Here is a 23,601-nt window from a genome sequence, read left to right on the forward strand (position 1 = left end):
CTGCTCACCCCTTCTGCAAAAAATCAACCGACTCCGCCGCCACGTGATCGTCCAGAATACGGTCAAGATCAACAAACCCCGTTAACTGCGCATCTTCATCCAACGCCCTAGCAGCATCCTGGCGCGCCATCGCAATAATCTCCTCATCCTCACGCCCAGCCAACCGAAGAAACTGCAACTGCGACCCTCCACCGGACTGACGCTTACCCAACACATCACCCTCACGACGCGACAAAAGATCCAACCGCGACAACTCAAACCCATCAGTCGTACTCGCCACCGCCTCCAACCTCTCCCGCCCACCCGGCGTCGGCTCAAACGTCACCAACAAACACAACCCAGGCAGCCCCCCACGCCCCACCCGCCCACGCAGCTGATGCAGCTGCGAAACCCCAAACCGATCCGCCTCCACAATCACCATCACCGTCGCATTCGGCACATCCACCCCCACCTCAACCACCGTCGTCGCCACCAACACATCAACCCTGCCCTCAGCGAAATCCCGCATGACGCGCTCTTTCTCATCACTAGGAAGACGGCCATGCAACACAGCCATACGCGCCCCCGCCAACGCAGAAACCCCCTGCAACTCAGCAAACATCTCCACCACACCCCGCATCACAGGACGCTGACATTCCCCCGCATCCAGCGGATCACCAGCACGAGTGCCCACGCCATCCCACACCGCAGCAAAACCTTCCTCCACCGCACCACCTACGCCAACCTCATCCCCAATCCGAGGACACACCACATACACCTGCCGCCCAGCACGCACCTCTTCAGCCACCCGCTCCCACGCACGGGCATACCAGCGCGGATTATCAACCACCGCTGTCTGAACAGCAGCACGCCCCCCCGGCAACTCCGACAACACCGACAACACCATATCCCCAAACACCGTCATCGCCACCGTCCGCGGAATCGGCGTCGCCGTCATCGTCAACATATGCGGAATCTGCGTCCCCTTAGCACGCAACGCATCACGCTGCTCCACGCCAAAGCGGTGCTGCTCATCCACCACCACCAAACCCAAATCCGCAAACACCACCCCCTCCTGCAACAACGCATGCGTCCCCACCACAATCCCCGCCTCACCCGAAGCCACCTGCAACAACGAACGTCGACGCTCCCCCACAGAATCACTGCCAGTCAGCAACGCCACCCGAGTGCCCTCAACAGCACCACTCAACAAACCACCCTGACCCAACGGACCCAACAATGCAGAAATCGACCGATAATGCTGCTGCGCCAACACCTCCGTCGGCGCCAACAACGCCGCCTGACCACCGGCATCCACAACCGCCAGCATCGCCCGCAACGCCACCACCGTCTTGCCCGACCCCACATCCCCCTGCAACAACCTGTTCATCGGCCGACTACACGCCAGATCCGCCTCAATCTCCTCACCCACCCGCCGCTGCCCCTGCGTCAACGCAAAAGGCATCTGCGCATCAAAAGCCGCCAGCAACCCACCCGCACACACCGAACGCGCCACCGCAGGAGAAGCCGCCTGCTCAGCCCTACGCCTGCCCAACGCAACCTGCATCGCAAACGCCTCGTCATACTTCAACCGACGCACACACGCAGCAAAATCTTCCGGTCCCTCAGGTAAATGCACCCCCCGCCACGCCTGCGCATACCCCCGCAACCCCCGCGACAACCGCAACGACTCCGGCAACGGATCAGGCAAATCCACCGACGCAAGAACCTGCTCCACCGCGCGCGAAACCACCCAACTCGGCATCCCCTTCACCTGCCGATACACAGGCACCTGCTCCCGCTCCAACAACGAACCCACACCCGAAACACCCGCAAACTCCTGCTCCACACCACCAGAGCCACCATCCTCACCCACCGAATCAGGCAAAAACTCATACGTCGGATGCGCTAATTGCCAACGCCCCTTATACGTACTCACCTTCCCCGCAAACAGCCCACGACGCCCCACCCGCAACTCCCGCACATGCGGAAACGCCGAAAAAAACGTCAAACCCATCTCCCAGGGGCCTGTACTGACCGTCGCAGACAAAATTGTCATCGGACGCCGCCCCCTTCTGGGAGCCGCCTTACGCGTCGATGCCGAGGTCACCACCCCGACAAACACCACATAGTCATCTGGATGCAAGTCACCCAAGTCGCCATTACGGCTAACAAACTTTCGCGGGCGAAAACGCAACAAATCGCCAGCAGTGTGTATCCCCCGCGCCTGCAACAACGCCTTCGCATACTTCTCGGGCAAAATGCCCCGCAAAGAACTCCACCAATCACTCATGCGGATCCCCTTCCCACACACACCATCCCTCACTCCACACCAAACTCAAGAACCGGCTCCAAACCACACACACGCAGCACACTCACCTCCACCTCAGAGAGCTGCTCCCCCACCCACCCAATAACCTCCTCAGCCAGCTGCTCCTGCCCTGCCCCGACCAACACAGCCACAGCCTCAGGCTCACGCCCCTGAGACTGCACCCCCAATAACAACCTCGCCACCACCATCCGCGCCACACTCACCGCATCCCCAACTGAAACCACCTCTGTTCCAACCACACCAAAGAAATCACCACGGCTCATCTCACACCCCACTTCAGCGAACCCCCAGCAACTCCATCGCACCGACCCCACCGCAATATCCCGCACGCCACGAGCCAAGCGCGTTGCCTCCTCTACCGGATCCGCAGCTGCATCAAAAAGCGACACCGCTGACAACACAGCCACGACTGACTCGCACCTGACCACCACTACTTGCGAGCGCAACTCCCGCGCCTCTTGCCCGAACTTCTCTACCACCTCCCACCAGCGGGCATCAGTCACCATCAGCAAAACAACATCACCATCAGCCCTGATAACAGCCTTCTTTAACTGCGAGAAAGCCACGCTGGAATCAGCCCATGCGGGGATCGGCTCTACCGTCATCACACCCCAACGAGACAACTCCTCAGCTGCTCCTTGTCCGGCACCCACGGCAATAAGCGCTAAGCCACTACTCTTTACGTACTCAGATCCAGCAGGAACGTCTACCGGTTCCACCTGGTCACCTGCAGGTAGGGCCTCCACCTGCACATCCCGTGGCAACCCCACCTGATAAGCAACCTCAATTACTGCTCCTGGGTCAACGGTGTGCACATGCACCGTCACCAACTCTTGCACCCCATCAACTTCAGAGGTGCCTGCAACGACAACGCTCTGCCCCAGCTGCTCCAACACCTGCGCCAACGCGTGCACCTTCATCGCGCACACCTGATGGAGTCGATAAACCACCTCGTATTCCAGGCGGTCCACCGATAATGCTGGACACGCAGCCTCCGAAAGAGCCGTCCGCTGTTCCTTACTCACATTTTTTTCCGCGGACTCTCGCTGATGCACCACTTCACTCAACGCACGCAAAAGCACGAGCAAGCCTGCCCCGCCAGCATCGACCACTGCCGCCCGTGCTAACACTTCCAACTGCTCAGTTGTATCTGCTAAGGCATCTTCAGCAGCCAACACCGCAGCGTCTACGACTTCAACGAGCTTTTTGCCTGCAGATGCTGCTCTCATCGCCGCAGCCGAGGCTGCATCCGCCACCGACAGAATCGTTCCCTGCACCGGGTGTGGAACACCTTCACGAGCTTTGTTTGCAGCCGTGCACAGCGCCTGCGCCAACTGGCTAGGTTGCACACTCCCTCTCCCTTCTGTGAGAGGGATCTGTGCTATTTCTTCAGCTAATCCCACCATCAACTGACTGAGAATTACTCCCGAATTGCCTCTTGCTGACATTAATGCTTCACGCGCAGCGTTTTCGAGAATCATTCCCAAATTGCCGAATGAGTTTTCATCACCCCCAACCTTGAGTGCACTCGAAAGCGTCAAAAACAAATTCGAACCCGTATCTCCATCAGGAACAGGGAAAACATTCAGAGCATTAAGCTCCTCCACCGCAGCCTCCAGCCGCACCAATGCAGTGGCCCCCCAACGCATAAACGCCAGCTCATCAAGCGTTTCCAATGGCACAGCAACGCACTTCACCGCACTGACCTCCCGCGACCGTGGAATCACCAACACCCATCCTCACACGCACCACCTTGAGAACCACTCTCACGCTCACCAGCACTCTGAAACACAAAACATTCGACACTCATTTGGGCCCCCCGCCGCTATTCGTTAGCATTGATCTGCTCGACCGCCAGTCGCGTTTTGCGGCAAGACTCAAATGAACAAACGTGTAAAACACGTAAATTTCTCTACCGTGAATTACCGATCACGCTACGCCCAGGCGTTCAGTGTCAGATCTGTCACGGCAAGAGCGAACCCGCAAACACTAGACGGTCTTCACGAATCCATATACATCGATTAATCAGGAGTGTCCCGTGGCTGCCAACTGCGAGATCTGCGGCAAGACCCCGAAGTTCGGGAAGAGCGTCTCTCACTCGCACCGGCGCACCAACCGAGCCTGGATCCCCAACATCCAGCGTGTACGCGCCCTGGTCGGCCCTAGCGGCAAGACCCCCAAACGCCTCAACGTATGCACCTCATGCATCAAAGCTGGCAAAGTTACCCGCTGACCTCTCCAGCACCCCCAAAAGGCCGCCACCCCACACCCGGGTGACGGCCTTTTTTGGACACTCACCTGACCTATCGAGCGAAATGATCCCACGTCACAACATCAGAACACTGACCATCAACAGTGACGCGGCCACGCTCCAAAGGAGAAATAGGTAACACCTCACCCACCACGCGCCACCCTGGCGGCACCACTTCCCCATCAGAAAACGTCGCCAACAGCGAATGCTCCTCACCTCCACCAAGCACACATTCCACCGCCCGTTGCTGCCCCACAACCGGAACAAGACGCTCAACAAACGGCTCCAGCAACTCCCAGGACAAAGCCACCTCCACGCCACTAGCCGCAGCAACCCTGCCAGCATCAATCACCAAACCATCGGAAACATCAATCATCGATGTTGCCCCCACACGCGCAGCAACCGGGCCCTGCTTCAACGGAGGCCTAGGGCAAACATGCATCTGGACACATTCCGAGGTTCGCTCAGAAACAACACCACCACGCCCCTGTCGCGCCAACACGTCCAACCCAGCACCAGAACACCCCAAAGACCCAGCCACCGCAACCACATCTCCCGCACGAGCACCACTGCGCAACACAGGAGCCCCCCCCTGCGCATCACCAAATGCCGTCACCGACAAGGTGACCACGCCCGCCGGAGCCGACGACAAATCCCCACCCACAACCACCGCCCCAGCATCAGCGGCCGCATCAGCCAATCCACGCGCTGACTCCACCGCCCACCCCACAGTCGTAGCCGGATCTGCAACCAAAGTCACAAGCAGCGCCCGCGTCACCCCACCCATCGCCGCGATATCAGCTAAATTCTGCGCCGCACACTTTGCCCCCACCTCATACGGCGAACTCCACTCATCCAACCAGTCACACCCACGCACCATCGTGTCCGTCGTCACTAACACCCCACCATCACTTGTCCGCACCCACGCTGTGTCATCACCCACCCCCACCGCCACAAAAGACCGATCAACCCCACCTGCCTCATACACAGGAAACACAAGCCCCAACAACTCAGCCTCAGAAACAGAACTCAGAGGCTGCGAGAATAAAGACGAATCAGCCACAAAAACTCCTAGCACAACACCCAAAAACCCGAACCTACACCTGCCTCAAGGAGGACGATGCCAACACCTCGCCTCCCCAAACGCGCCCTACCCATTCTTGCCCTCGTCGGCGGGCTGCTCAGCATCGCCCTGGGCTCCACCGCCGCCCTACTCATATCCACTACCCAACACACCCCCATCGACGTCGCTGCCGCACCCCGAGCACACGAAAAACTCTGCACCACCGTCACCCAAAACTGGCCCCACGACATATCCGGACACCCACGCATCCCCACCACCTCAGACCCGAAAGGATCTGCAGCCTGGGGAAGCCCTGCAATCATCGCCCGTTGCGGCATCACCTCACCGGGACCAACCACAGACGAATGCATCGACGTCAACGGCGTGGACTGGATCATTCGACACCTCGACGATGGCATGCAGTTCATCAGCTACGGCAGGTCCCCCGCCGTCGAAGTACTCGTACCCAAAAAATACGCCCCCGAGCCACTCGTCCTGTCAGCCTTCGCCCCATCAGTGCAGAAAATCCCCCAAACCAAAGGCAAATGCATGTAGGCACCCTCAATGCTCGAGAAGCCCCTGACACCGAGCAGCCGCAACCGCAGCCGTACGACTCTTGACCCCAAGCTTGTCGTAAATATGCGCTAAGTGCGTCTTCACCGTCGCCTTAGACAAAAACAAAGCTGCCGCAATCGCATCATTGCCCGCCCCCTCAGCCACCAGCCCCAAAACCTCTTTCTCCCGCACCGAAAGCTGAGCAGTAGGCCTAGCCATCCGCGCCACCAACCTGCGCTGCACCGTTGGCCCCAACGTGACTTCACCAGCAGCCGCCGCCCGAATCGCTGCCGTCAGCTCCTCTGTCGGTGAGTCCTTCAACAAATACCCAGTAGCCCCCGCCTCAATCGCAGCAAGAATCTCCCCATCGGTGTCATATGTCGTAAGAACCAAAACTGGCGGTGCACCCCCAGCAACCAATTGCTCCGTGGCCTGCGCACCGTTCATCCGTCCCTGCCCAAACCGCAAATCCACCAACAACACATCAGCGACCCCACCACCACGCACCCACGCAACCAACTCCTCAGCTGTCGCAAAATCCGCCACCACACGCATATCCGGCTGCGAATCCACCAACACACGCAACCCCGCCCGCACAATCGGGTGATCGTCAGTCAGCACTACCTGCACGCAGCGAGCCTGCGCATCCACACGTACCTCACTCACTGCGCCGCTCACTTTCTGCCCCCGCAACAGGAATCCTCACCACCACAGCTGTGCCCCCACCTGGACTGCTCTCAACATCCGAGGTGCCATGCAACTCACGCACCCGCGAAGCAATTCCACGCAACCCAAACCCTCCCGCGCTACGCGGCGGATCAGCCGGATCAAAACCAATGCCATCATCAACTACATCCAGCGCAACCTGCTCATCCTCATACGAAAGCGTCACAACCACACACGAGGCCTGCGCATGCTGACGCACATTAGCTAACGCCGACTGCGCAATACGCAACAACGCAGACTCCACCGCCAACGGCAACTCAACCGCCACCCCATCGACCACAAAACGCCCCTGCAACGGTGGCGGCAACGCCTCAATCTGCCGCCGCAACGCCGCAACCAGCCCACCGGCATCCAAATCACCGGGAGCAAGACCACGAACAAAACGACGTGCCTCCTCCAAACTTGACCGCGCAGTCTGCGCTGCCCGCTCCACGAACTCCTCACCAGCATCCAACGAATCCGCCGACTGGGCAGCACGCAACAACAAATCAATCGACACAAACCCCTGCGCCAACGTGTCATGAATCTCACGGGCCAACCGCTCCCGCTCCGCAGCAACTGCCCGCTCGCGCTCTGCATGAGCCAAATGCTCACGCGCAACAGCAAGCTCTTGCACCATGCGTGCCCGCACCTCCCCCTCCCGAGCCAACGCCTCCAACCCCACCACGACCCCAATCGCCAACGCCGCCCCAAGAATCGGCCCCACAACACCCCCCAACGAGCCAGCTCCAACCGTGCCTTCACTCACCTGCAGCGCAATCGTCAAACCTGCCGTCACCACGACCGCCCCACCACCAACAAACGGCCCAAGAACATGCATCTGCACCAGCATCAGCGCAAAAGAAAGCCACAGCGCAGCAGGTGTCACCAGCGTGAACAGCACCCACGAAACCACCAGGGCCACCACCCAAGCGATCTCCCAAAAATCCCCACCACGACGATCTAAACGAGAGACATCCACGCTGCGAAACCGCAAACGCCCACCGGCGTACACACCCAGAACCAGCAACGCCGCACTCACCAGCAACCACATCTGAGCGCCACGCCGCACACCAATCGAAAACCCCACCACCGTGAGCGTCACGACTAGCAAATCCAACCCAACCAGTAATTCCCGCGCTACTGGCGGAAAAGAGCGATGATGCACCCCCTCACCATAACCGGCACCTTTTCGCAAAAAACTGAACCGACATCAGCCAAAAGGATGACCCAACTCCACTCCCCCGGCCGATGTGTCGAACATCACCAATACCCGAACCTGAATACATACCCGCTGCAACTCGCACGGACGCTATCCCCCATCAGGAGCCCAACATGCCTTTGCTCGTCCCAGCCATCGTCCTCATCACGGGCGCCCTGATCGCCTACACCATCGGTGTCTGGGCAGAACGCCGCGCCGGAGTTCTGCGCCCTTGGCACGCCGCCATGTTTGCGCTCGGGCTCACCTTCGACGCCTCAGGAACATTCCTCATGGGGCGCATCGCAGCCTCCGGCGCAACACTGGCCACCACCGGCGCCGCCAGCGTCCTTACTCAACTTATGCAGGTCACCGGCGCAGCTGCCCTCGTACTCATGGCCATCCATCTTCTATGGGCTGTCGTCGTCTTGATTCGCCGCGATCACAAAGCACAAGTGACTTTCCACCGATTCAGCGTGGGCGTCTGGGCTCTATGGCTTGTGCCTTACTTCACTGGCATGGCAGCCGCGATGATGAAGAACTAACCACCTCCACACGAATGAACCGCTCGTACCGCGTCCACCTCATCAACACAGTGGATCGGCACGAGCGGTTCATTCGTGTTTCAGCGCAAACCAGCTCGACGTTCCAACGCGAGCTCAATCAAATCTGTAATCAGATCGGAGTACTCCAGCCCCGTCGCCGCCCACATGCTCGGGAACATTGAAAACGGCGTAAAACCTGGCAGCGTATTGATCTCGTTAATGATGAGTTCGCCATCAGGTGTATAGAAGAAATCGCACCGCGCCAGCCCTTCACACTCCACCGCATCAAACGCATGCACAGCCAACTCACGCAACCGCGCTGTGACATCCTCTGGCAGCTTCGCTGGGCATGAAAGCGTCACGTCCGACTCGGACAAGTACTTAGCCTCAAAGTCATAGAAATCATGGTCAGCAACGACGATTTCACCAGGCATGCTTGCCCGGCTGGGCTCTAATCCATGGCCAGACAAGACACCACATTCAATTTCCCGACCCACGATGCCTTGTTCAACAACCACCTTCGGATCATGCTTGCGCGCCGCCTCAATGGCCTCCCGCAATCCTTCAGGGGTGTCAACCTTCGTGATCCCGAAACTACTACCAGCCCGCGCAGGCTTGACAAACACAGGGAATTGCAACCCCTGCAGCGATTCAAGCGCTGCCTCGGCATCAATACGCCACGCCTTATCTGTGATGACGCGATAGGGCCCCACAGGTAGCCCCGCCGCTTCAAAAGCGACCTTCATCCAATGCTTGTCCATCATCATGGCACTGGCCAGCACACCGCAGCCCACATAACGCATCTCGGCAAGCTCAAACAACCCCTGGATTGTGCCGTCCTCACCAAAAGGACCATGCAACAGCGGCAGAACCACATCAATATCGCCAAGGGATTCCAGACCGCCGTCCTTGCGGTCTGCCACCTCAACAACAGTGCTCGAATGAGCTTCCAGCGAGAAACTGACATAGGAATCTGCGTCGGTAACCTCGGGCAGCTCCTGCCCACCCAACTTCAAGGTTTCAGGGTCGTCAGGCATGCGCACCCATCGGCCATCGCGCGTAATCCCAATCGGCACTACATCAAACCGGTCGCGGTCGATCGCCCCAAGAACACCACCAGCGGTGACACACGAAATCGAATGCTCACTCGAACGGCCACCAAAGACGATGGCAACACGAATACGTCCATCGCGACCAGACCCGGTACGCGAGGAAAGAGGACGGGGGGACGAGGGAAAAGTGCCATCGGTGCTCATCAGCCGCACTTTACCTACGAGGACGTCCCCCTGCCCGACCCACGAGACAAACACCCCAGCACATCTGATTCACGAACGACGTAGCTGTTCTGGCTTCTCGGATTTACGAACCCGCGACATAAGAACATCACCCATCAACTGCGGACGCTGACCATCATGGACAACCGCTACTACGGCCTCCGTAATCGGCATTTCCACCCCAAGTTGGGCACCCAGTTGCAAAATCGACAGGCTCGATGCCACACCCTCAGCAGTCTGTCCTGTTTTTTCCACCACTTCATCAAGACTCATCCCCTGCCCCAACCCCACACCAACACGATGGTTACGGGACAACGGCGACATACAGGTAGCAATGAGGTCCCCTACCCCAGCTAGCCCTGAGAACGTAGCCGCCTCAGCCCCCAGCGCCATCCCCAATCGCACAGTCTCGGCCAAGCCACGCGTCACGATGGTGGCTTTCGTGTTATCCCCCAGCCCCATGCCCTCTGCTACACCAACAGCCACCGCGATGACGTTCTTCGTGGCACCGCCTAGTTCCACCCCCACAATGTCCTCATCGGTGTAGGGCCGAAAAAACGGAGTTGCACATGCATCTGCCACCATTTCTGCAGTCGCTGCGCTGACAGAAGCAACCACGCTCGCCGATGGCTGACGCGCCGCTATCTCTCCAGCCAGGTTTGGCCCTGAAACGACAGCAATCCGCTCAGCCTCAAAACCGCCTACTTGTGAAATCACCTGACTCATTCGTAGGCCTGTGCCTCGTTCGATGCCTTTCATCAGCGACACCAACACAGCATCAGAGGGAACCAGATTGCTCCACTGGGTCATCGTTGTCCGCATTTTTTGCGACGGCAGCGCCACGACCACAATCTCTGCCCCATCCAGCGCCTCAGCTGGATCAGTGGTCGCCACGATAGAAGGAGCAAGCTTGACGCCAGGCAGATAGTCCGAGTTTTCGTGTGCAGTGTTGATTCGCTCAACCTGCTCAGCCCTGCGCCCCCATAAACGCACCTGAGCTCCCGCATCCGCAACGATTGTGGCAAACGCGGTGCCCCAGCTACCCGACCCGAGAACGGCTACCGTGTCCACGACGTGCTCCTTCTACCCTGATTCCGCTGTACCTGACGCATAACGAGAAGCAACGACTGGCCTCAGAACACCGGAGAACCCCACCGCTGGTGGAAAACACAGCCGCCCGGTACACCATAGTTGGCCACAGCTGCTCTTCAGCTCCGAGGAACCTCAACCATGGCCTCCACAAACAGTCACCCAAACATGAGGGTGCCCTTGTTCTGCCATACAGGAAGAACAAGGGCACCCTCACAAGCCTGATCCATACGCGTCCACCAGAGCACATACAGGCTCTGGAAGGGAGGGGACGCTTCAAAGCCTTACTCAGGCGTTTTTGCCGGCCTTCCGCTTTGCCTTGTTCGCGCGGATGGTGGCCTCGGCGCGAGAACGCACCTCGGCGGCCGTGCCAGCAGCGGCACGGGCTGCAGCAGGGCCGGACTTCGGCAAGGTCTCCGGTTCGGCGACATACATCTTGAAAGCGGTGCCGGGCCGGAACTTCGGCACAGCGGTGGATTCGATACGCACGGATTCACCCGTACGCGGGTTGCGGCCAGTACGAGCAGCGCGGTCCACTCGCTCGAACGTGCCGAAGCCGGTGATTCCCACCTTGCCGCCCGCCGCAACCTCTCGGATAATTACGTCGAAGACAGCCTCGATGGCATCTGCTGCTGCCTTCTTCCCTCCGATTCGATGCTCAAGGGCATCAACCAGATCAGCCTTGTTCACTCTTGTTCTCTCCCTCCAGAGAAGACCGGTTCGATCCCTCGAACCGAGGGCGTAGCCACGCAATTGCCGCAGCGGTAGTTCCCCGCTATGGCGTACATGTCACGTCCTAGCTCCTACATCTGCTGACGCAGGCTGTGTCATTCGGTGTGTTTCACCGGTCCCGCATATCTGCCGGACCCGGATCCCTATCGGCACGAGTTGGCCTGACAGACAGAGGATTCAAGGAGCGGCTGTATACAAGGGGGAACGGAAACGAGCACGTCGCAGGCTTTTTCAGCCGCTACGCGTAAACACGAACGTTGCTTTTTTATGCTGCGCAACGCTTTAGTTTTCCCGTCGTGTTACGAGGTGGGCGCCTCCCAGGTGCGCGCGAGCTGCACGAGTCGGGTTATACGACTAGCGATCTCATCACGCCCCTCACCTGGCTGGGTCGCCAAACCGAGAGCAAGCGCAGTCATGGGCGCGCCGGGACGAGAGGGACCGTGTGCCACGTCGCTGATAAGACTCAGAGCAGGTTGAGCAATGTCATTTAGAAGATTCGGATCGAGGTTGAGCTCATGGCATACCGCTTCGAGCCATAGGTGCATGATGCGCATTTTTTCTGCTTCGGATGCGGGAGTTTTACCGGCTCTGTCTCCCGATGAGCAGTTGCGACCATCGTGATCGGCCACGGTCATCCTCCGTTGTTGACCTGCTGGTGGTCTTTACTTCTCTACCTTTACACAGGGCACATAACTTCTCTACCTTTACACAGGGCACATACCCGAAGACAACAAGAGTTTCCTGACAGCGGGATAAGCCAGGTCCGGAGCGGGAAAGCAGTCTGCTTGATTCTTAAGTAGGCACAGAGCGGAGTGTTCTGCTCATCCTTGCGGGGTGCATTGTGTGGTGCACGTAATAGTCATTCACGCTGTGGACTAGGTGGTAGGCCATGCAGGTTTGCTTGGGAGTAGCTCGATTGAGGGGGGTGATTTTTCGGGGTGTCTGCGGATCTGAACCGACCTGAGGGAGCGGGGATTCGGCAACTGTGACCCCAGGTTCACGAGGGCTCAAATTATGGAGGCCTTGCGTCTCATGCGATGAGACGGCAAGATGCATGCATGGAATCTTCGAGCGGTGTGGGAGTTCTCGATAAAGCAGCCATCGTGTTGAGCGCTTTGGAAGGCGGCCCTGCGACTCTGGCGCAACTAGTGGCAACAACTAAATTGGCTCGCCCAACGGCGCACCGAATTGCAGTTGCTCTAGAGCACCACCGCCTGGTTGCTCGAGATATGCAAGGACGTTTCATTCTGGGGCCACGTTTGGCTGAGTTGGCTTCTGCTGCGGGAGAAGATCGACTGCTAGCTGCAGCGGGAGCAGTGCTGGCCGCATTACGTGATCACACTCACGAAAGCGCCCAGCTATTCCGACGACAAGGTGACATGCGGATCTGTGTGGCAGCAGCAGATCGACCTATGGGACTAAGGGATTCGATCCCGGTTGGGGCGACGCTGAGCATGCAGGCTGGCTCTGCCGCGCAAGTTCTTTTGGCCTGGGAAGAGCCCGACCGACTGCACCGAGGCTTGCAGGGAGCGGCTTTCACAGCAACCACTCTCTCGGGCGTACGCCGCCGTGGATGGGCTCAGAGTGTCGGAGAAAGGGAAGCTGGAGTTGCCTCTATTTCCGCACCCGTGCGTAACCCTTCTGGCCGAGTTATTGCAGCAGTGTCTATCTCCGGGCCAATTGAGCGGCTATCTCGCCAACCAGGGCGCCTCCACGCCGCTACAGTGGTGGCTGGTGCCAACAAACTTACCGAGGTTCTCCAGCGAGCTCACAACGCCCAGATGCACGCAGCTGAGAATGCACAGCGAAGCGAAAACTGATTCCTGCAGGGTGACGGCCCCCACTCACCACGGTTGTTGAATGTGCCGAGCTTGTGGGTGCCGCCCCGGCGGGCTTAGGTTGGGATCGGTTCATAGCTGGAGGGGAGCTGTGGCCCCCAGCCAAGTTTCAGGAAGGCATGGCCTGAGATGCACCATGTGTGCCCTCAGGTCTTTTTTATGCCCGCTTTAAGGGCGAAGGGAAAGGAAAGAGGACGATGGGGTCCGTCGATTTTCAGACGCTGGCCAGCGATATCTTGCGCCTGGTCGGCGGCGGGGAAAACCTCGTAAGTTATACGCACTGCGCCACGCGGCTGCGATTAAATTTGTCCGACGAGTCGAAGGCCGACACGGCGGCAATTAAAGAGCTGGATGGCGTTATTGCCGTCCGGCACCCGAATGGTCAGTACCAGATCGTCATTGGCAATGAGGTGCCTGAACTGTTTGCGCAGTTCGCAGCACTGGTAGGAGATGACGCGGCTGCTGTCGCTGTCGACGAACGCCGCGGCGGGCCCTTAGCTCGGTTCATTGCATTGTTCAGTGCTGTTATGCAGCCGATCGTATGGGCGCTGACTGGGCTTGGCATGGTGAAAGCAGTTTTGTCTGCGCTGGCCACGTTCGAAATCATCAAAACCGAAAGCCCAACCTACGCAATTCTCTCGGCAGGCGCCGACGGGATGTTTTACTTCCTGCCTGTCTTTTTGGCACTGGCGGCATCAAAGTGGCTGAAGACAGACATGGTTACGTCTGTCGCTATCGCGGTTGCTTTGCTTCACCCGAGCATCGCATCGCTGGCAGAGGCAGGCACGTCGGTGTCCTTCTTCGGACTACCGGTCGTGATGTTGACGTACGCGAACTCTTTCATCCCGATTTTCTTGGCCATGTGGCTGCAGTCATACATGGAACGTGGCTTAAACAAAGTCCTACCGGATGCAGTGCGCGATGTGGTTCGCCCCATGATCGTTATCACGGTCATGGTGCCGTTGGTTCTCATTACGATGGGGCCGGCAACTGTGCATACCTCAAACCTGCTGACCAACCTCATCACGGGGTTCTTTGGCGATACTCCATGGCTAGCCGGGTTTATCTTGGGTGGTTTGTGGGAGCTGTTTGTCATCTTCGGATTGCACTGGGGCTTGATTCTGCACATCACCAATGAGCTTGCTTCCGGTGGTGGACACACATTGATCACTGGCCCGCTAGTGGCATCTGTAGTTGCCCAGTCTGCTGCGACGCTGGCTGTCGTGTTCCGTAGCCGAAGCAACAAACGGCGTGGTGTTGCTGTTCCGGCTGCGCTGTCTGGTCTGTTCGCAGGTGTAACTGAGCCTGCAGTTTATGGCGTGAACTTGCCGCTGCGCAGGCCGTTCTACTTTGGTCTGCTTGGTGGAGCGATCGGCGGCGCTATTGCTGCTAGCGGCGGTAGCGGTTCAGATTCATTCGCTGTCCCCTCACTGCTAGGGCTAAAAGACTTCACTGAGGTTGGCGATTTCACGCTTGAAATCGCTGGTACAGCTGCAGCAGCGATTATTGCATTCGTACTTACTTTGGTCTTCGCGCCGCGAGAGCGCCGAGACGTGAAGTCTTCGGATCATTCACCTGAATCAGCGCTTATCCGCTTGCCTGGCGCCGGGCCTATTACTGGCTCTAATCCGATTGTGAGCAAGGTGGTGACTTCGAGTGAAGAAACGTCGACTTCTTCTATCCCGATGACTGCGACCTCTGCGATTCCCCTAGCGATGGCTGCAGCAGATGAGGGAGCCGTGGAGATTCGTTGCCCTGTTAGGGGTCGTTCGATTCCACTTTCTGAGGTGACTGACCCGGTTGTCGCAGCTGGACTTCTTGGAAAAGGCGTGGCAATCGCTCCGGAAGAAGGACGTGTGTGCGCTCCGGTCAGTGGTGAGCTTGTCACTGGGGAGGACAGTGACCACGCGTATGGGATCCGCACCGCTGAAGGCGTTGAGGTGCTAGTGCATGTGGGCATCAACACTGTCGAGCTGCGCGGAGAGCATTTCTACCGCGTTGTTGCCCCGAGCGGATACGTGGAAGCCGGGGACATTCTTGTGGATGTTGATTTCCCCTCGGTAGAGGCCGCTGGGTATGACAACACGATCATGATGACGATCATGAACACCAACGAGTTGGGTGAGGTAGTTCCGGCGTCGCCTGGCCCGAAGGCGGCTGGTGACTTGGTGATGGTCGTTAAACAGAAAGAGCAGTAATGCTGATGTGACGCACCTGGGTTAGCAGTACAACGGCCATCTCGGTAAAGCCTCAAAGCGTGTGGAGGTTCTACCGAAATGGCCGTTGCTATATCCGTCTGCATGATGTTTACGGCCCTGGCCGTGGCGGACTGGGGTGTTGTCTTGTTCGGCGAACAAGGGTGGGAAGTAGTGGCCCAACTGACAAAAGGTTGGTGTGGCCTTGCTTACGCTGGCCTCAAGACGCACAGATCGGAGAGCTATGTTCAGCAAGGTTCTTGTGGCCAATCGCGGTGAGATCGCGGTTCGCGCATTTCGTGCAGCTACTGAGTTGGGAATCAAGACAGTGGCTGTTTTTCCATATGAGGATCGTGGGTCCGAGCATCGCATGAAGGCTGATGAGGCCTACATGATCGGTGAGGAGGGACACCCAGTCCGGGCGTACTTAGATGCCAGTGAGATTGTGCGCGTGGCTATTGAGTCTGGCGCGGAGGCTGTGTATCCCGGGTATGGGTTCTTGTCAGAAAACCCGGAGCTGGCGCGCCAGTGTGCGCAGGCGGGTCTGACTTTTGTGGGCCCGTCTGCGCAAGTGTTGGACATGACGGGCAACAAAGCTACTGCCATTGAGAACGCGAAGCGGGCAGGGCTGCCTACTTTACGTAGCACTGAACCAACCACAGACGTTGATGTGCTCTTGAAGCAGGCCGAAGAGATTGGTTTTCCGATCTTTGTGAAGGCGGTTGCCGGTGGTGGTGGCCGTGGCATGCGTCGTGTCGATTCTGCTGGGTCGCTACGCGAGGCCATTGTGGCGGCCATGCGGGAAGCAGAGTCGGCGTTCGGTGACGCGACCGTGTTCCTCGAGGAAGCGGTGATTGACCCCAAGCACATCGAGGTGCAGATTTTGGCGGATTCATCAGGGAACGTGGTGCATCTGTTTGAACGGGATTGCTCGGTGCAGCGACGCCACCAGAAGGTCGTTGAGATCGCGCCGGCTCCGAACTTAGATCCGAAGGTTCGTGAGGCCATGTGCCAGGATGCGGTGGCGTTCGCTAAGCAAATTGGTTATGTGAACGCTGGCACGGTGGAGTTTTTGGTGGGGGCCGATGGCCGCTATGTGTTCATCGAGATGAATCCGCGGATTCAGGTGGAGCACACGATCACCGAAGAAATCACTGATGTGGATTTGGTGTCGAGCCAGTTGCGAATTGCAGCGGGTGAGACGCTCGAGGACTTAGGGCTGTGCCAGGAGGAGATCCGGGCTCACGGTGCTGCGGTTCAGTGCCGTATTACGACAGAGGATCCGCGTAATGGGTTCCGCCCGGATGTTGGTCGTATCACTACGTATCGTTCTGCGGGTGGTTCTGGGGTGCGCCTTGATGGTGGCACTGCTTTTGTAGGGGCTGAGATTAGTCCTCATTTCGACTCGATGCTTGTGAAGTTGACGTGTCGTGGTCGTGATTTCTCGGCTGCTGTACATCGGGCGCGGCGCGCGCTGATGGAGTTTCGGGTACGTGGCGTGGCGACGAATATCCCGTTCCTTCAGGCGCTGCTCGATGAGCCAGCTTTCGAGCGGGGCGAGATTTCGACGTCGTATATCGATGCGCATCCGGAATTGTTGTCTTCTCGGGTGTCTGCTGACCGTGGGACGCGATTGTTGACCTACTTGGCTGAGATGACGGTTAATCAACCGTTTGGGCCGAACACGTCGACTTTTTCGCCGCGGAGTAAGTTGCCTGCGTTGACGGTGAATGATCCGTTGCCTCGTGGGGGCCGTGATGAGTTGCGTGAGCTGGGGCCGGAAAAGTTTGCGGCGGCGTTGCGTGCGCGCCCGGATGTGCCGGTGACGGATACGACTATGCGTGATGCTCATCAGAGCTTGCTTGCTACTCGTGTGCGTACGCGCGATTTGTTACATGTGGCGAACCATGTTGCGCGCACAACGCCGGAGTTGTTGTCGGTGGAGTGCTGGGGTGGGGCGACGTATGACGTAGCGTTGCGGTTCCTTGTTGAGGATCCGTGGGAGCGGTTGGCCAAGTTGCGTGAAGCCATGCCGAATATGAACTTGCAGATGTTGCTTCGCGGCCGCAATACGGTTGGCTATACGCCGTATCCAACGCGGGTTACGAATGTGTTTGTAGAGCAGGCTGCGGCTACGGGGATCGATATTTTCCGTATTTTCGATGCTCTTAACGACGTGGATCAGATGCGCCCAGCTATTGAAGCGGTCCGGAACACGGGTACGTCACTGGCGGAGGTGGCGTTGTGTTACACCGGTAATCTTTTAGATCCGCGGGAGCGTGTTTACACGCTCGATTACTACTTGAAGTTAGCCGAGCGAATTGTGTCGGCTGGTGCGCATGTGCTTGCTATCAAGGACATGGCTGGTTTGTTGCGTGCACCAGCGGCAGCGAAGCTCGTGACAGCATTGCGGAAAAACTTTGATCTTCCGGTGCACCTGCATACCCATGACACTGCAGGTGGGCAGATCGGTACGTTGCTGGCTGCGATTAGTGCTGGGGTCGATGCGGTTGATGCTGCATCTGCCTCGATGGCTGGCACGACAAGCCAGCCGTCGATGTCTGCGTTGGTTGCTTCCACTGATGGCACGGATCGTCCGACAGGGCTTTCTCTTGAGGCAGTGAATGATCTTGAACCGTATTGGGAGGCAGTTAGGGAGCTGTATAAGCCGTTTGAGTCGGGGCTGCCGGGACCGACAGGCCGTGTGTACCGGCATGAGATTCCAGGTGGTCAGCTGTCGAATTTGCGGCAGCAGGCGATTGCGCTTGGGCTTGGACACCGGTTTGAAGAGGTGGAGGAGATGTATGCCGCCGCTGATCGAATGTTGGGTCACATTGTGAAGGTGACTCCTTCATCGAAGGTGGTGGGAGATCTGGCTCTGGCGTTAGTGGGGCGTGATGCTGACCCGGCTGATTTTGAAGAAAATCCGAGCAAGTTTGATATCCCGGATTCGGTGATTGGGTTCTTGTCTGGGGAACTTGGGGATCCGCCTGCGGGGTGGCCAGAGCCTTTCCGTTCTAAGGCTTTGGCAGGACGTAGTGTGAAGCCACGGGAGGAAGCCCTGTCGGAAGAAGATGAGCAGGCGCTTGCTGATGATCCTAAAAACACGTTGAACAGGCTTTTGTTCCCTGGGCCGACGAAGGAGTTCCAAGCTCGGCGGGATCGCTATAGCGATTTGTCAGTGTTGTCGACTCGTGAGTTTTGGCATGGCTTGGCGGTGGGGCGTGAGCACGAGGTCGAGATGGAGCCGGGTAAGACTTTGCTGATGACGGTGGAATCGATCGGCGAGGCTGATGAGCGTGGCTATCGGACACTGATGGCGACGGTGAATGGGCAGATCCGGCCGGTACGTGTCCGTGATGAGAATGTCAAAGTTGATGTGAAAGTTGCTGAGAAAGCTGATCCTTCTCTGGCTAACCATGTCTCGGCGCCGTTTGCCGGTGTGGTGACGGTCTCGGTGACTGAGGGTGATCGTATTGAAGCTGGTCAGAACGTCGCCACGATTGAGGCAATGAAGATGGAGGCAGGTATTGCTGCTTCGGTCGCGGGGACAGTTGAGCGTCTGGCGATTGGACAAACGCAAGCGGTGGAGGGTGGGGATCTTCTGCTTGTGATCAAGGAGAGCTGAGGAGTTGCCTCATATGGTGGGGAGTTCGTTTATTCGGATTCCCCACCGGGTGAGGCGTTTGTTGTGTGGTTGGCGGTACTAATGATGCTGCGTTTGCGTGTCGTGGCATAAAAATAACCCCCGCTCACATGAGCGGAGGTTATTTTTATTTGTAGCCCCGACCGGGTTCGAACCGGCGTTACCGCCTTGAGAGGGCAGCGTGCTAGGCCGCTACACTACGGGGCCATTCGCTTTGCATGATTACGCTCAGCGACTTCATGAACTTTACCTGACCAGGTCGGATGTTCATAATCCGCTGATTGAAGCCGTGGGCTTGAATCAGAAGAACTCTTCAGCAAGAAGAGCTCTGCGCTGGGGTACCAGGACTCGAACCTAGACTAACTGAACCAGAATCAGTCGTGCTGCCAATTACACCATACCCCAAGGGGTATCGATCTTTCCGAGAGGAGAACCTGCGCCCTAATACATAGAGGAGGAAGATCCGCCCGGAAGCCCGATCCGAGAAGAAACATTAGCCGGGAATAACGCTGGTCACCAAATCGACCTGTCGACACAGTCACTCAGACTGGCGCCGTCGCTTTGTGTACGGTTTCCGTATGACCGCATCTGACCCAGCCATCCCGGGAGATTTCGTCCGCGACATGATCCATCGCGACCTCGAGAACGCGATATTTAATGGACGGGTACAGACACGGTTCCCCCCCGAACCTAACGGCTACCTCCACATCGGCCACGCCAAAGCCATCACGGTCAACTTCGGTATCGCAGCCGACTTCAACGGCACCTGCAACCTGCGCCTCGATGACACCAACCCCGACACCGAAGAAACCGAATACGTCGAATCCATCGTCGATGACGTGCGCTGGCTCGGATTCGACATCCCTATGCCCCTCAAGCATGCTTCGGACTACTTCGGCCAGCTCTATGAATGGGCAGAACTTCTCGTTACCAAAGGCCTGGCCTACGTCGACGACCAAGACATCGACACCATCTCTGCTCAACGAGGCGGGTTCGGCAAGCCCGGCATCGAAAGCTCTTTCCGTGACCGCTCACCAGAGGAAAACCTCGACCTTCTCCGTCGCATGAAAGCCGGCGAATTCCCCGAAAACGCCCGCGTACTACGCGCCAAAATCGACATGCAATCGCCAGACATGAGCCTGCGCGACCCGGTCATGTATCGCATTCGAAACGTCGCTCACCATCGCACCGGAAGCGAATGGCACATCTACCCCACTTACGACTGGGCACATGGACAGTCCGATGCCATCGAAGGGGTCACTAACTCACTGTGCAGCCTAGAGTTCGAAACACACCGCCCTCTGTACAACTGGTATCTCTCCCAGCTGCCTATCCCCCACGAAGCCCCTCGTCAGACCGAATTCGCTCGCCTCGAACTCACTCACACCGTTACTAGCAAGCGAAAACTTCGCCAGCTCATCACCGACGGCACCGTTGACGGCTGGGACGACCCACGCCTTCCTACCCTGCGTGGCCTCCGCCGCCGCGGCTACCCAGCCGCAGCAATCCGTGAATTCTGTCAATACATCGGAATCACCAAAGCAAACAGCCGGCACGACATCGAACTGCTCGAATCATTTGTACGCAAGCACTTGAACATCACCAGTCAACGTCGCATGGCTGTTCTACGCCCCCTCAAAGTGGTGCTCACGAACTGGCCAACAGACGCTGACGGCAACCCCGAAGTCGAATACTTCGACGTCGTCAACAACCCAGAAAACCTCGACGACGGCACCCGCAAAGTCGCTTTCTCTGGCGAGCTATACATCGAGACCGACGACTTCGCAGAAGTCCCACCACCAAAGTTCTTCCGCCTCTCCCCCGGACGTGAAGTACGACTGCGCGGCGCTTACTTCATCACCGCAACCGACGTTGTCAAAGACGCAGATGGCAACGTAATCCAGATCAACGCGACATACGACCCAGCCAGCAAGGGCGGCAACTCCCCCGACGGCCGAAAAGTGAAATCGACCATGCATTGGGTCTCCGCCGCACACGGCACACCCATCAAAGTTGCCCTATATGACCGTCTCTTCACCGCCGCCGCACCCGGCACCGAAACCGGTGAGGTGATGGACGACCTCAACCCCCGCTCCCGGGAAGTCCTCGACGCCATCGCCGAGACCAGCCTTGCTGAAACTCCCGCAGGTGAAGTTGTTCAGTTCGAACGCCTGGGGTACTTCGCTCACGACCCGAACGAATCCTTACTTTTCCACCGCACAGTCGGCCTCAAAGACGAGTGGGCCAACATCCAAAAACGCAAAGCCGCCAAGAAATAAGAAAAATCTGCCGCGCTCACAACGAGCGCGGCAGATTTTTTAATGCGTAACTACATCACCCTCAACGGTGCACTAGATCAATCGCACGGACGTCGACTGAACCGCCCTTGACGTTCTTCAAACCACCAGTGATGTCCACTGCGGTGATCTTCTGGTCCTTCACCCAGTCAGGCAGCTTCACCCGCACAGTTTTGATTGTGTACACACCGTTTGCGTGATTCGATTTCCGGTCTTTCAGAGCGTAATGAGTGGCAGGAATATCAGTTTCGAAGACCTTGCCATTACCCAACCGCACCGTGACATGGATAGCTGTACCTTTTTCTTTGTCCTTGCGGCTACCGGAAGGACTCAGGTGGATAGCAACATCAGAGACCCCCGTAGGCTCCCCTTTAGACCCGGCCGCCGGGATGGTGAAACGCGCCCCGCCAGCAGGAGTCAACTTCACTCGCGTGAGACGCGAGTTGTTCTCCAACACGCCATCTTCAATTTCTGGGCACGCATCCTTAGCCCGCGCGAAAGGTGGCACAACCGTTGGGTAGTTATGACATGAAAGCGCCGTGCCATTACCAAGCGCCTTAGCAGACCCGCTCGCACCGGACAAGAACGAGTACTTCGGCGCATTCGTCACCATGAGCCACGAAGCAGGGACGCCTGCGATGGTAGCCGGCGGCTGTTCCCCCGCCTTCAGCGGCATCTGTCCCGATTTACCGCGCAAAGTGCTGTCAAGCCACATTGCAGAAGCTTCGATCATGAGCTTTTCATGCGCCTTGGCGTCCGGGAGACTCTTATCTTTATTCTTGCGGTCATCGATCTTCCGGCTACTAAATTCCCGGTTAATGTAGTTGTGGCCGTAACCAGGGACTACCGCAGACAACGCCGACGCTGTGCGCTTCTGCCCCACATGCTCGGTCAACCACTTGGGATCCATGAGGTTGACGTCTCCGTCTTCATCACCGTTCACCGAGAAATACGGAATGTTCGGGTCCACCGGCGCTTCGAAGTTGAAGTCAACCTTGCCGTCATTCGGGGAAGGCGCATAGGCCATCACCGAACGCAGCGGAGCAACAGACTTGGCCCACGCCCTCTGCGCGTCTGCGATATAGCTACCTGAGCGCGAGTGTGCCACTAGAGCCGTGTGCGCCTGATCAATGCTGTCTTGCAGCCCCTGACCGAAGATCGATTTCTTGCCCGCATCAGCTGCCAGTACCTCGTCACGAGCTCGCTCCATCACTCGCAACCAGGCCTTGCGCTGGTCATATCCATCTTGATCTTTGTTAATAAAAACTGGGTTCAGATCCGGCACAATCACGGCATAACCCTTCTCGGCCAACGCCTGGGCCCAGTAGGTCATCCCGCGGTCATAGCGCATCTCAGTAGTGCCTTTAGGGCAGGGATGGGCGAATATATCCCCCGTACATGAGGGGCTTCGCAAATGCCCCATCAACACCAACGGTGCATTCTTGGCTTTAGACGGAGCAACGAAGATGCCACGTACAGGAGTGATGAAACTCTTCTTGTTCTTTTCCGGACCGATTTCCAGGTTTCCCAAGTCAAAGTCACGCACAGTGACATTGCCAACCTGCTTGACGCTCAGCGGCGCAGGCTTGCGATTCGGATCGGCGTGGGGGCCGTCTGCATCTTTTCTTTCATCTTCAGGCTTCTTCTCGCCTGAAGGTTTTTTCTCCCCTGAGGGCTTTTTCCCATCCGCGACCACGCTGGTCGCAGGAGTGGTAGCGGAGGCCGGGATGGCAGTGAAGGCTCCACCGGCTATAACTGTGATCGCTGTCAGCGTGAAAGCTGCCGAACGCGCTACGGACTTCATAGCTACAGCATGCGCCGTGATCCCACCTTCGGTCGAGTTCATTTGAGGGCCAAGGAAAATCCCCGCAGAACGAAACCTGAATGCCCACATAAATCCCC

17 protein-coding genes and 2 tRNA genes are annotated in these 23,601 nt (G+C 57.9%); 7 read left to right on the forward strand and 12 right to left on the reverse strand.

What is annotated here, in order from left to right:
- Positions 1-4 precede the first annotated feature (4 nt).
- Both AC2T9U_RS08645 and AC2T9U_RS08650 read right to left on the reverse strand, forming a co-directional pair.
- Positions 5-2,272 (reverse strand): ATP-dependent DNA helicase RecG, encoded by a 2,268-nt coding sequence (locus AC2T9U_RS08645; RefSeq protein ID WP_493695830.1) that lies wholly within the window; start codon positions 2,270-2,272, stop codon positions 5-7.
- 29 nt (positions 2,273-2,301) lie between these two features.
- Positions 2,302-3,993, reverse strand: a complete 1,692-nt coding sequence (locus tag AC2T9U_RS08650; protein ID WP_493695831.1) for a DAK2 domain-containing protein — start codon at positions 3,991-3,993, stop codon at positions 2,302-2,304.
- A 356-nt stretch (positions 3,994-4,349) separates the two neighbouring features.
- On the opposite strand from AC2T9U_RS08650, the gene rpmB reads away from it, so the two are divergent.
- Positions 4,350-4,544, forward strand: coding sequence for a 50S ribosomal protein L28 (gene rpmB, locus AC2T9U_RS08655; RefSeq protein ID WP_115029517.1), 195 nt, complete (start codon positions 4,350-4,352; stop codon positions 4,542-4,544).
- A gap of 70 nt (positions 4,545-4,614) precedes the next feature.
- Here the strand turns inward: rpmB and thiL are convergent, their stop codons facing one another.
- Positions 4,615-5,625, reverse strand: a complete 1,011-nt coding sequence (gene thiL, locus AC2T9U_RS08660; protein WP_493695832.1) for a thiamine-phosphate kinase — start codon at positions 5,623-5,625, stop codon at positions 4,615-4,617.
- Between the two features lie 57 nt (positions 5,626-5,682).
- Between thiL and AC2T9U_RS08665 the strand changes: the two genes are divergently transcribed.
- On the forward strand, positions 5,683-6,180 hold the full coding sequence (locus tag AC2T9U_RS08665) for a DUF3515 domain-containing protein (protein ID WP_493695833.1): 498 nt from the start codon (positions 5,683-5,685) through the stop codon (positions 6,178-6,180).
- A 6-nt stretch (positions 6,181-6,186) separates the two neighbouring features.
- Here AC2T9U_RS08665 and AC2T9U_RS08670 read toward each other — a convergent pair whose 3' ends face one another.
- Both AC2T9U_RS08670 and AC2T9U_RS08675 read right to left on the reverse strand, forming a co-directional pair.
- Entirely contained in the window at positions 6,187-6,846 is a 660-nt protein-coding gene (locus AC2T9U_RS08670; protein WP_493695834.1) for a LuxR C-terminal-related transcriptional regulator, read from the reverse strand.
- Positions 6,839-8,053 (reverse strand): sensor histidine kinase, encoded by a 1,215-nt coding sequence (locus tag AC2T9U_RS08675; RefSeq protein WP_493695835.1) that lies wholly within the window; start codon positions 8,051-8,053, stop codon positions 6,839-6,841. Before AC2T9U_RS08675 ends, AC2T9U_RS08670 begins: the two co-directional genes overlap by 8 nt.
- A 167-nt stretch (positions 8,054-8,220) precedes the next feature.
- Here AC2T9U_RS08675 and AC2T9U_RS08680 point away from each other — a divergent pair, with 167 nt between their 5' ends.
- The gene (locus AC2T9U_RS08680; RefSeq protein WP_115029512.1) at positions 8,221-8,628 is read left to right on the forward strand and encodes an HsmA family protein; all 408 of its coding nucleotides are present in this window, start codon (positions 8,221-8,223) and stop codon (positions 8,626-8,628) included.
- A gap of 80 nt (positions 8,629-8,708) precedes the next feature.
- Here AC2T9U_RS08680 and AC2T9U_RS08685 read toward each other — a convergent pair whose 3' ends face one another.
- The 4 genes from AC2T9U_RS08685 to AC2T9U_RS08700 all read right to left on the reverse strand — a co-directional run bounded on the left by AC2T9U_RS08685 (position 8,709) and on the right by AC2T9U_RS08700 (position 12,352).
- Complete coding sequence (locus tag AC2T9U_RS08685) at positions 8,709-9,884, reverse strand: D-alanine--D-alanine ligase family protein (protein ID WP_493695836.1); 1,176 nt, start codon at positions 9,882-9,884, stop codon at positions 8,709-8,711.
- Between the two features lie 69 nt (positions 9,885-9,953).
- Entirely contained in the window at positions 9,954-10,973 is a 1,020-nt protein-coding gene (locus AC2T9U_RS08690; protein WP_493695837.1) for an NAD(P)H-dependent glycerol-3-phosphate dehydrogenase, read from the reverse strand.
- 306 nt (positions 10,974-11,279) lie between these two features.
- Positions 11,280-11,681, reverse strand: a complete 402-nt coding sequence (locus tag AC2T9U_RS08695) for an HU family DNA-binding protein (RefSeq protein ID WP_028327031.1) — start codon at positions 11,679-11,681, stop codon at positions 11,280-11,282.
- 341 nt (positions 11,682-12,022) lie between these two features.
- A complete protein-coding gene (locus tag AC2T9U_RS08700) occupies positions 12,023-12,352 on the reverse strand; it encodes a DUF6457 domain-containing protein (protein WP_208303055.1) in 330 nt (109 codons plus the stop codon).
- Positions 12,353-12,781: 429 nt separating this feature from the next.
- Between AC2T9U_RS08700 and AC2T9U_RS08705 the strand changes: the two genes are divergently transcribed.
- The 3 genes from AC2T9U_RS08705 (at position 12,782) to AC2T9U_RS08715 (ending at position 19,384) form a co-directional block, all read left to right on the forward strand.
- Positions 12,782-13,543, forward strand: coding sequence for an IclR family transcriptional regulator (locus tag AC2T9U_RS08705; protein WP_084441015.1), 762 nt, complete (start codon positions 12,782-12,784; stop codon positions 13,541-13,543).
- Positions 13,544-13,758: 215 nt separating this feature from the next.
- Positions 13,759-15,759, forward strand: a complete 2,001-nt coding sequence (locus AC2T9U_RS08710) for a glucose PTS transporter subunit IIA (protein ID WP_493695838.1) — start codon at positions 13,759-13,761, stop codon at positions 15,757-15,759.
- A 241-nt stretch (positions 15,760-16,000) separates the two neighbouring features.
- Positions 16,001-19,384 carry a pyruvate carboxylase gene (locus AC2T9U_RS08715; RefSeq protein ID WP_493695839.1) on the forward strand — a complete coding sequence of 1,128 codons (3,384 nt, stop codon included), beginning with the start codon at positions 16,001-16,003 and terminating at the stop codon, positions 19,382-19,384.
- Between the two features lie 152 nt (positions 19,385-19,536).
- Here the strand turns inward: AC2T9U_RS08715 and AC2T9U_RS08720 are convergent.
- Both AC2T9U_RS08720 and AC2T9U_RS08725 read right to left on the reverse strand, forming a co-directional pair.
- Positions 19,537-19,609: transfer RNA gene (locus AC2T9U_RS08720), tRNA-Glu, on the reverse strand.
- Between the two features lie 126 nt (positions 19,610-19,735).
- A tRNA-Gln gene (locus AC2T9U_RS08725) sits at positions 19,736-19,807 on the reverse strand.
- Between the two features lie 173 nt (positions 19,808-19,980).
- Between AC2T9U_RS08725 and AC2T9U_RS08730 the strand changes: the two genes are divergently transcribed.
- Positions 19,981-21,681 carry a glutamine--tRNA ligase/YqeY domain fusion protein gene (locus tag AC2T9U_RS08730; protein ID WP_493695840.1) on the forward strand — a complete coding sequence of 567 codons (1,701 nt, stop codon included), beginning with the start codon at positions 19,981-19,983 and terminating at the stop codon, positions 21,679-21,681.
- Positions 21,682-21,742: 61 nt separating this feature from the next.
- Here AC2T9U_RS08730 and AC2T9U_RS08735 read toward each other — a convergent pair whose 3' ends face one another.
- Positions 21,743-23,503 carry an alpha/beta hydrolase gene (locus AC2T9U_RS08735; RefSeq protein ID WP_493695841.1) on the reverse strand — a complete coding sequence of 587 codons (1,761 nt, stop codon included), beginning with the start codon at positions 23,501-23,503 and terminating at the stop codon, positions 21,743-21,745.
- Positions 23,504-23,601 lie beyond the last annotated feature (98 nt).

Source organism: Dermatophilus sp. B7861-1 (genome assembly GCF_058996045.1).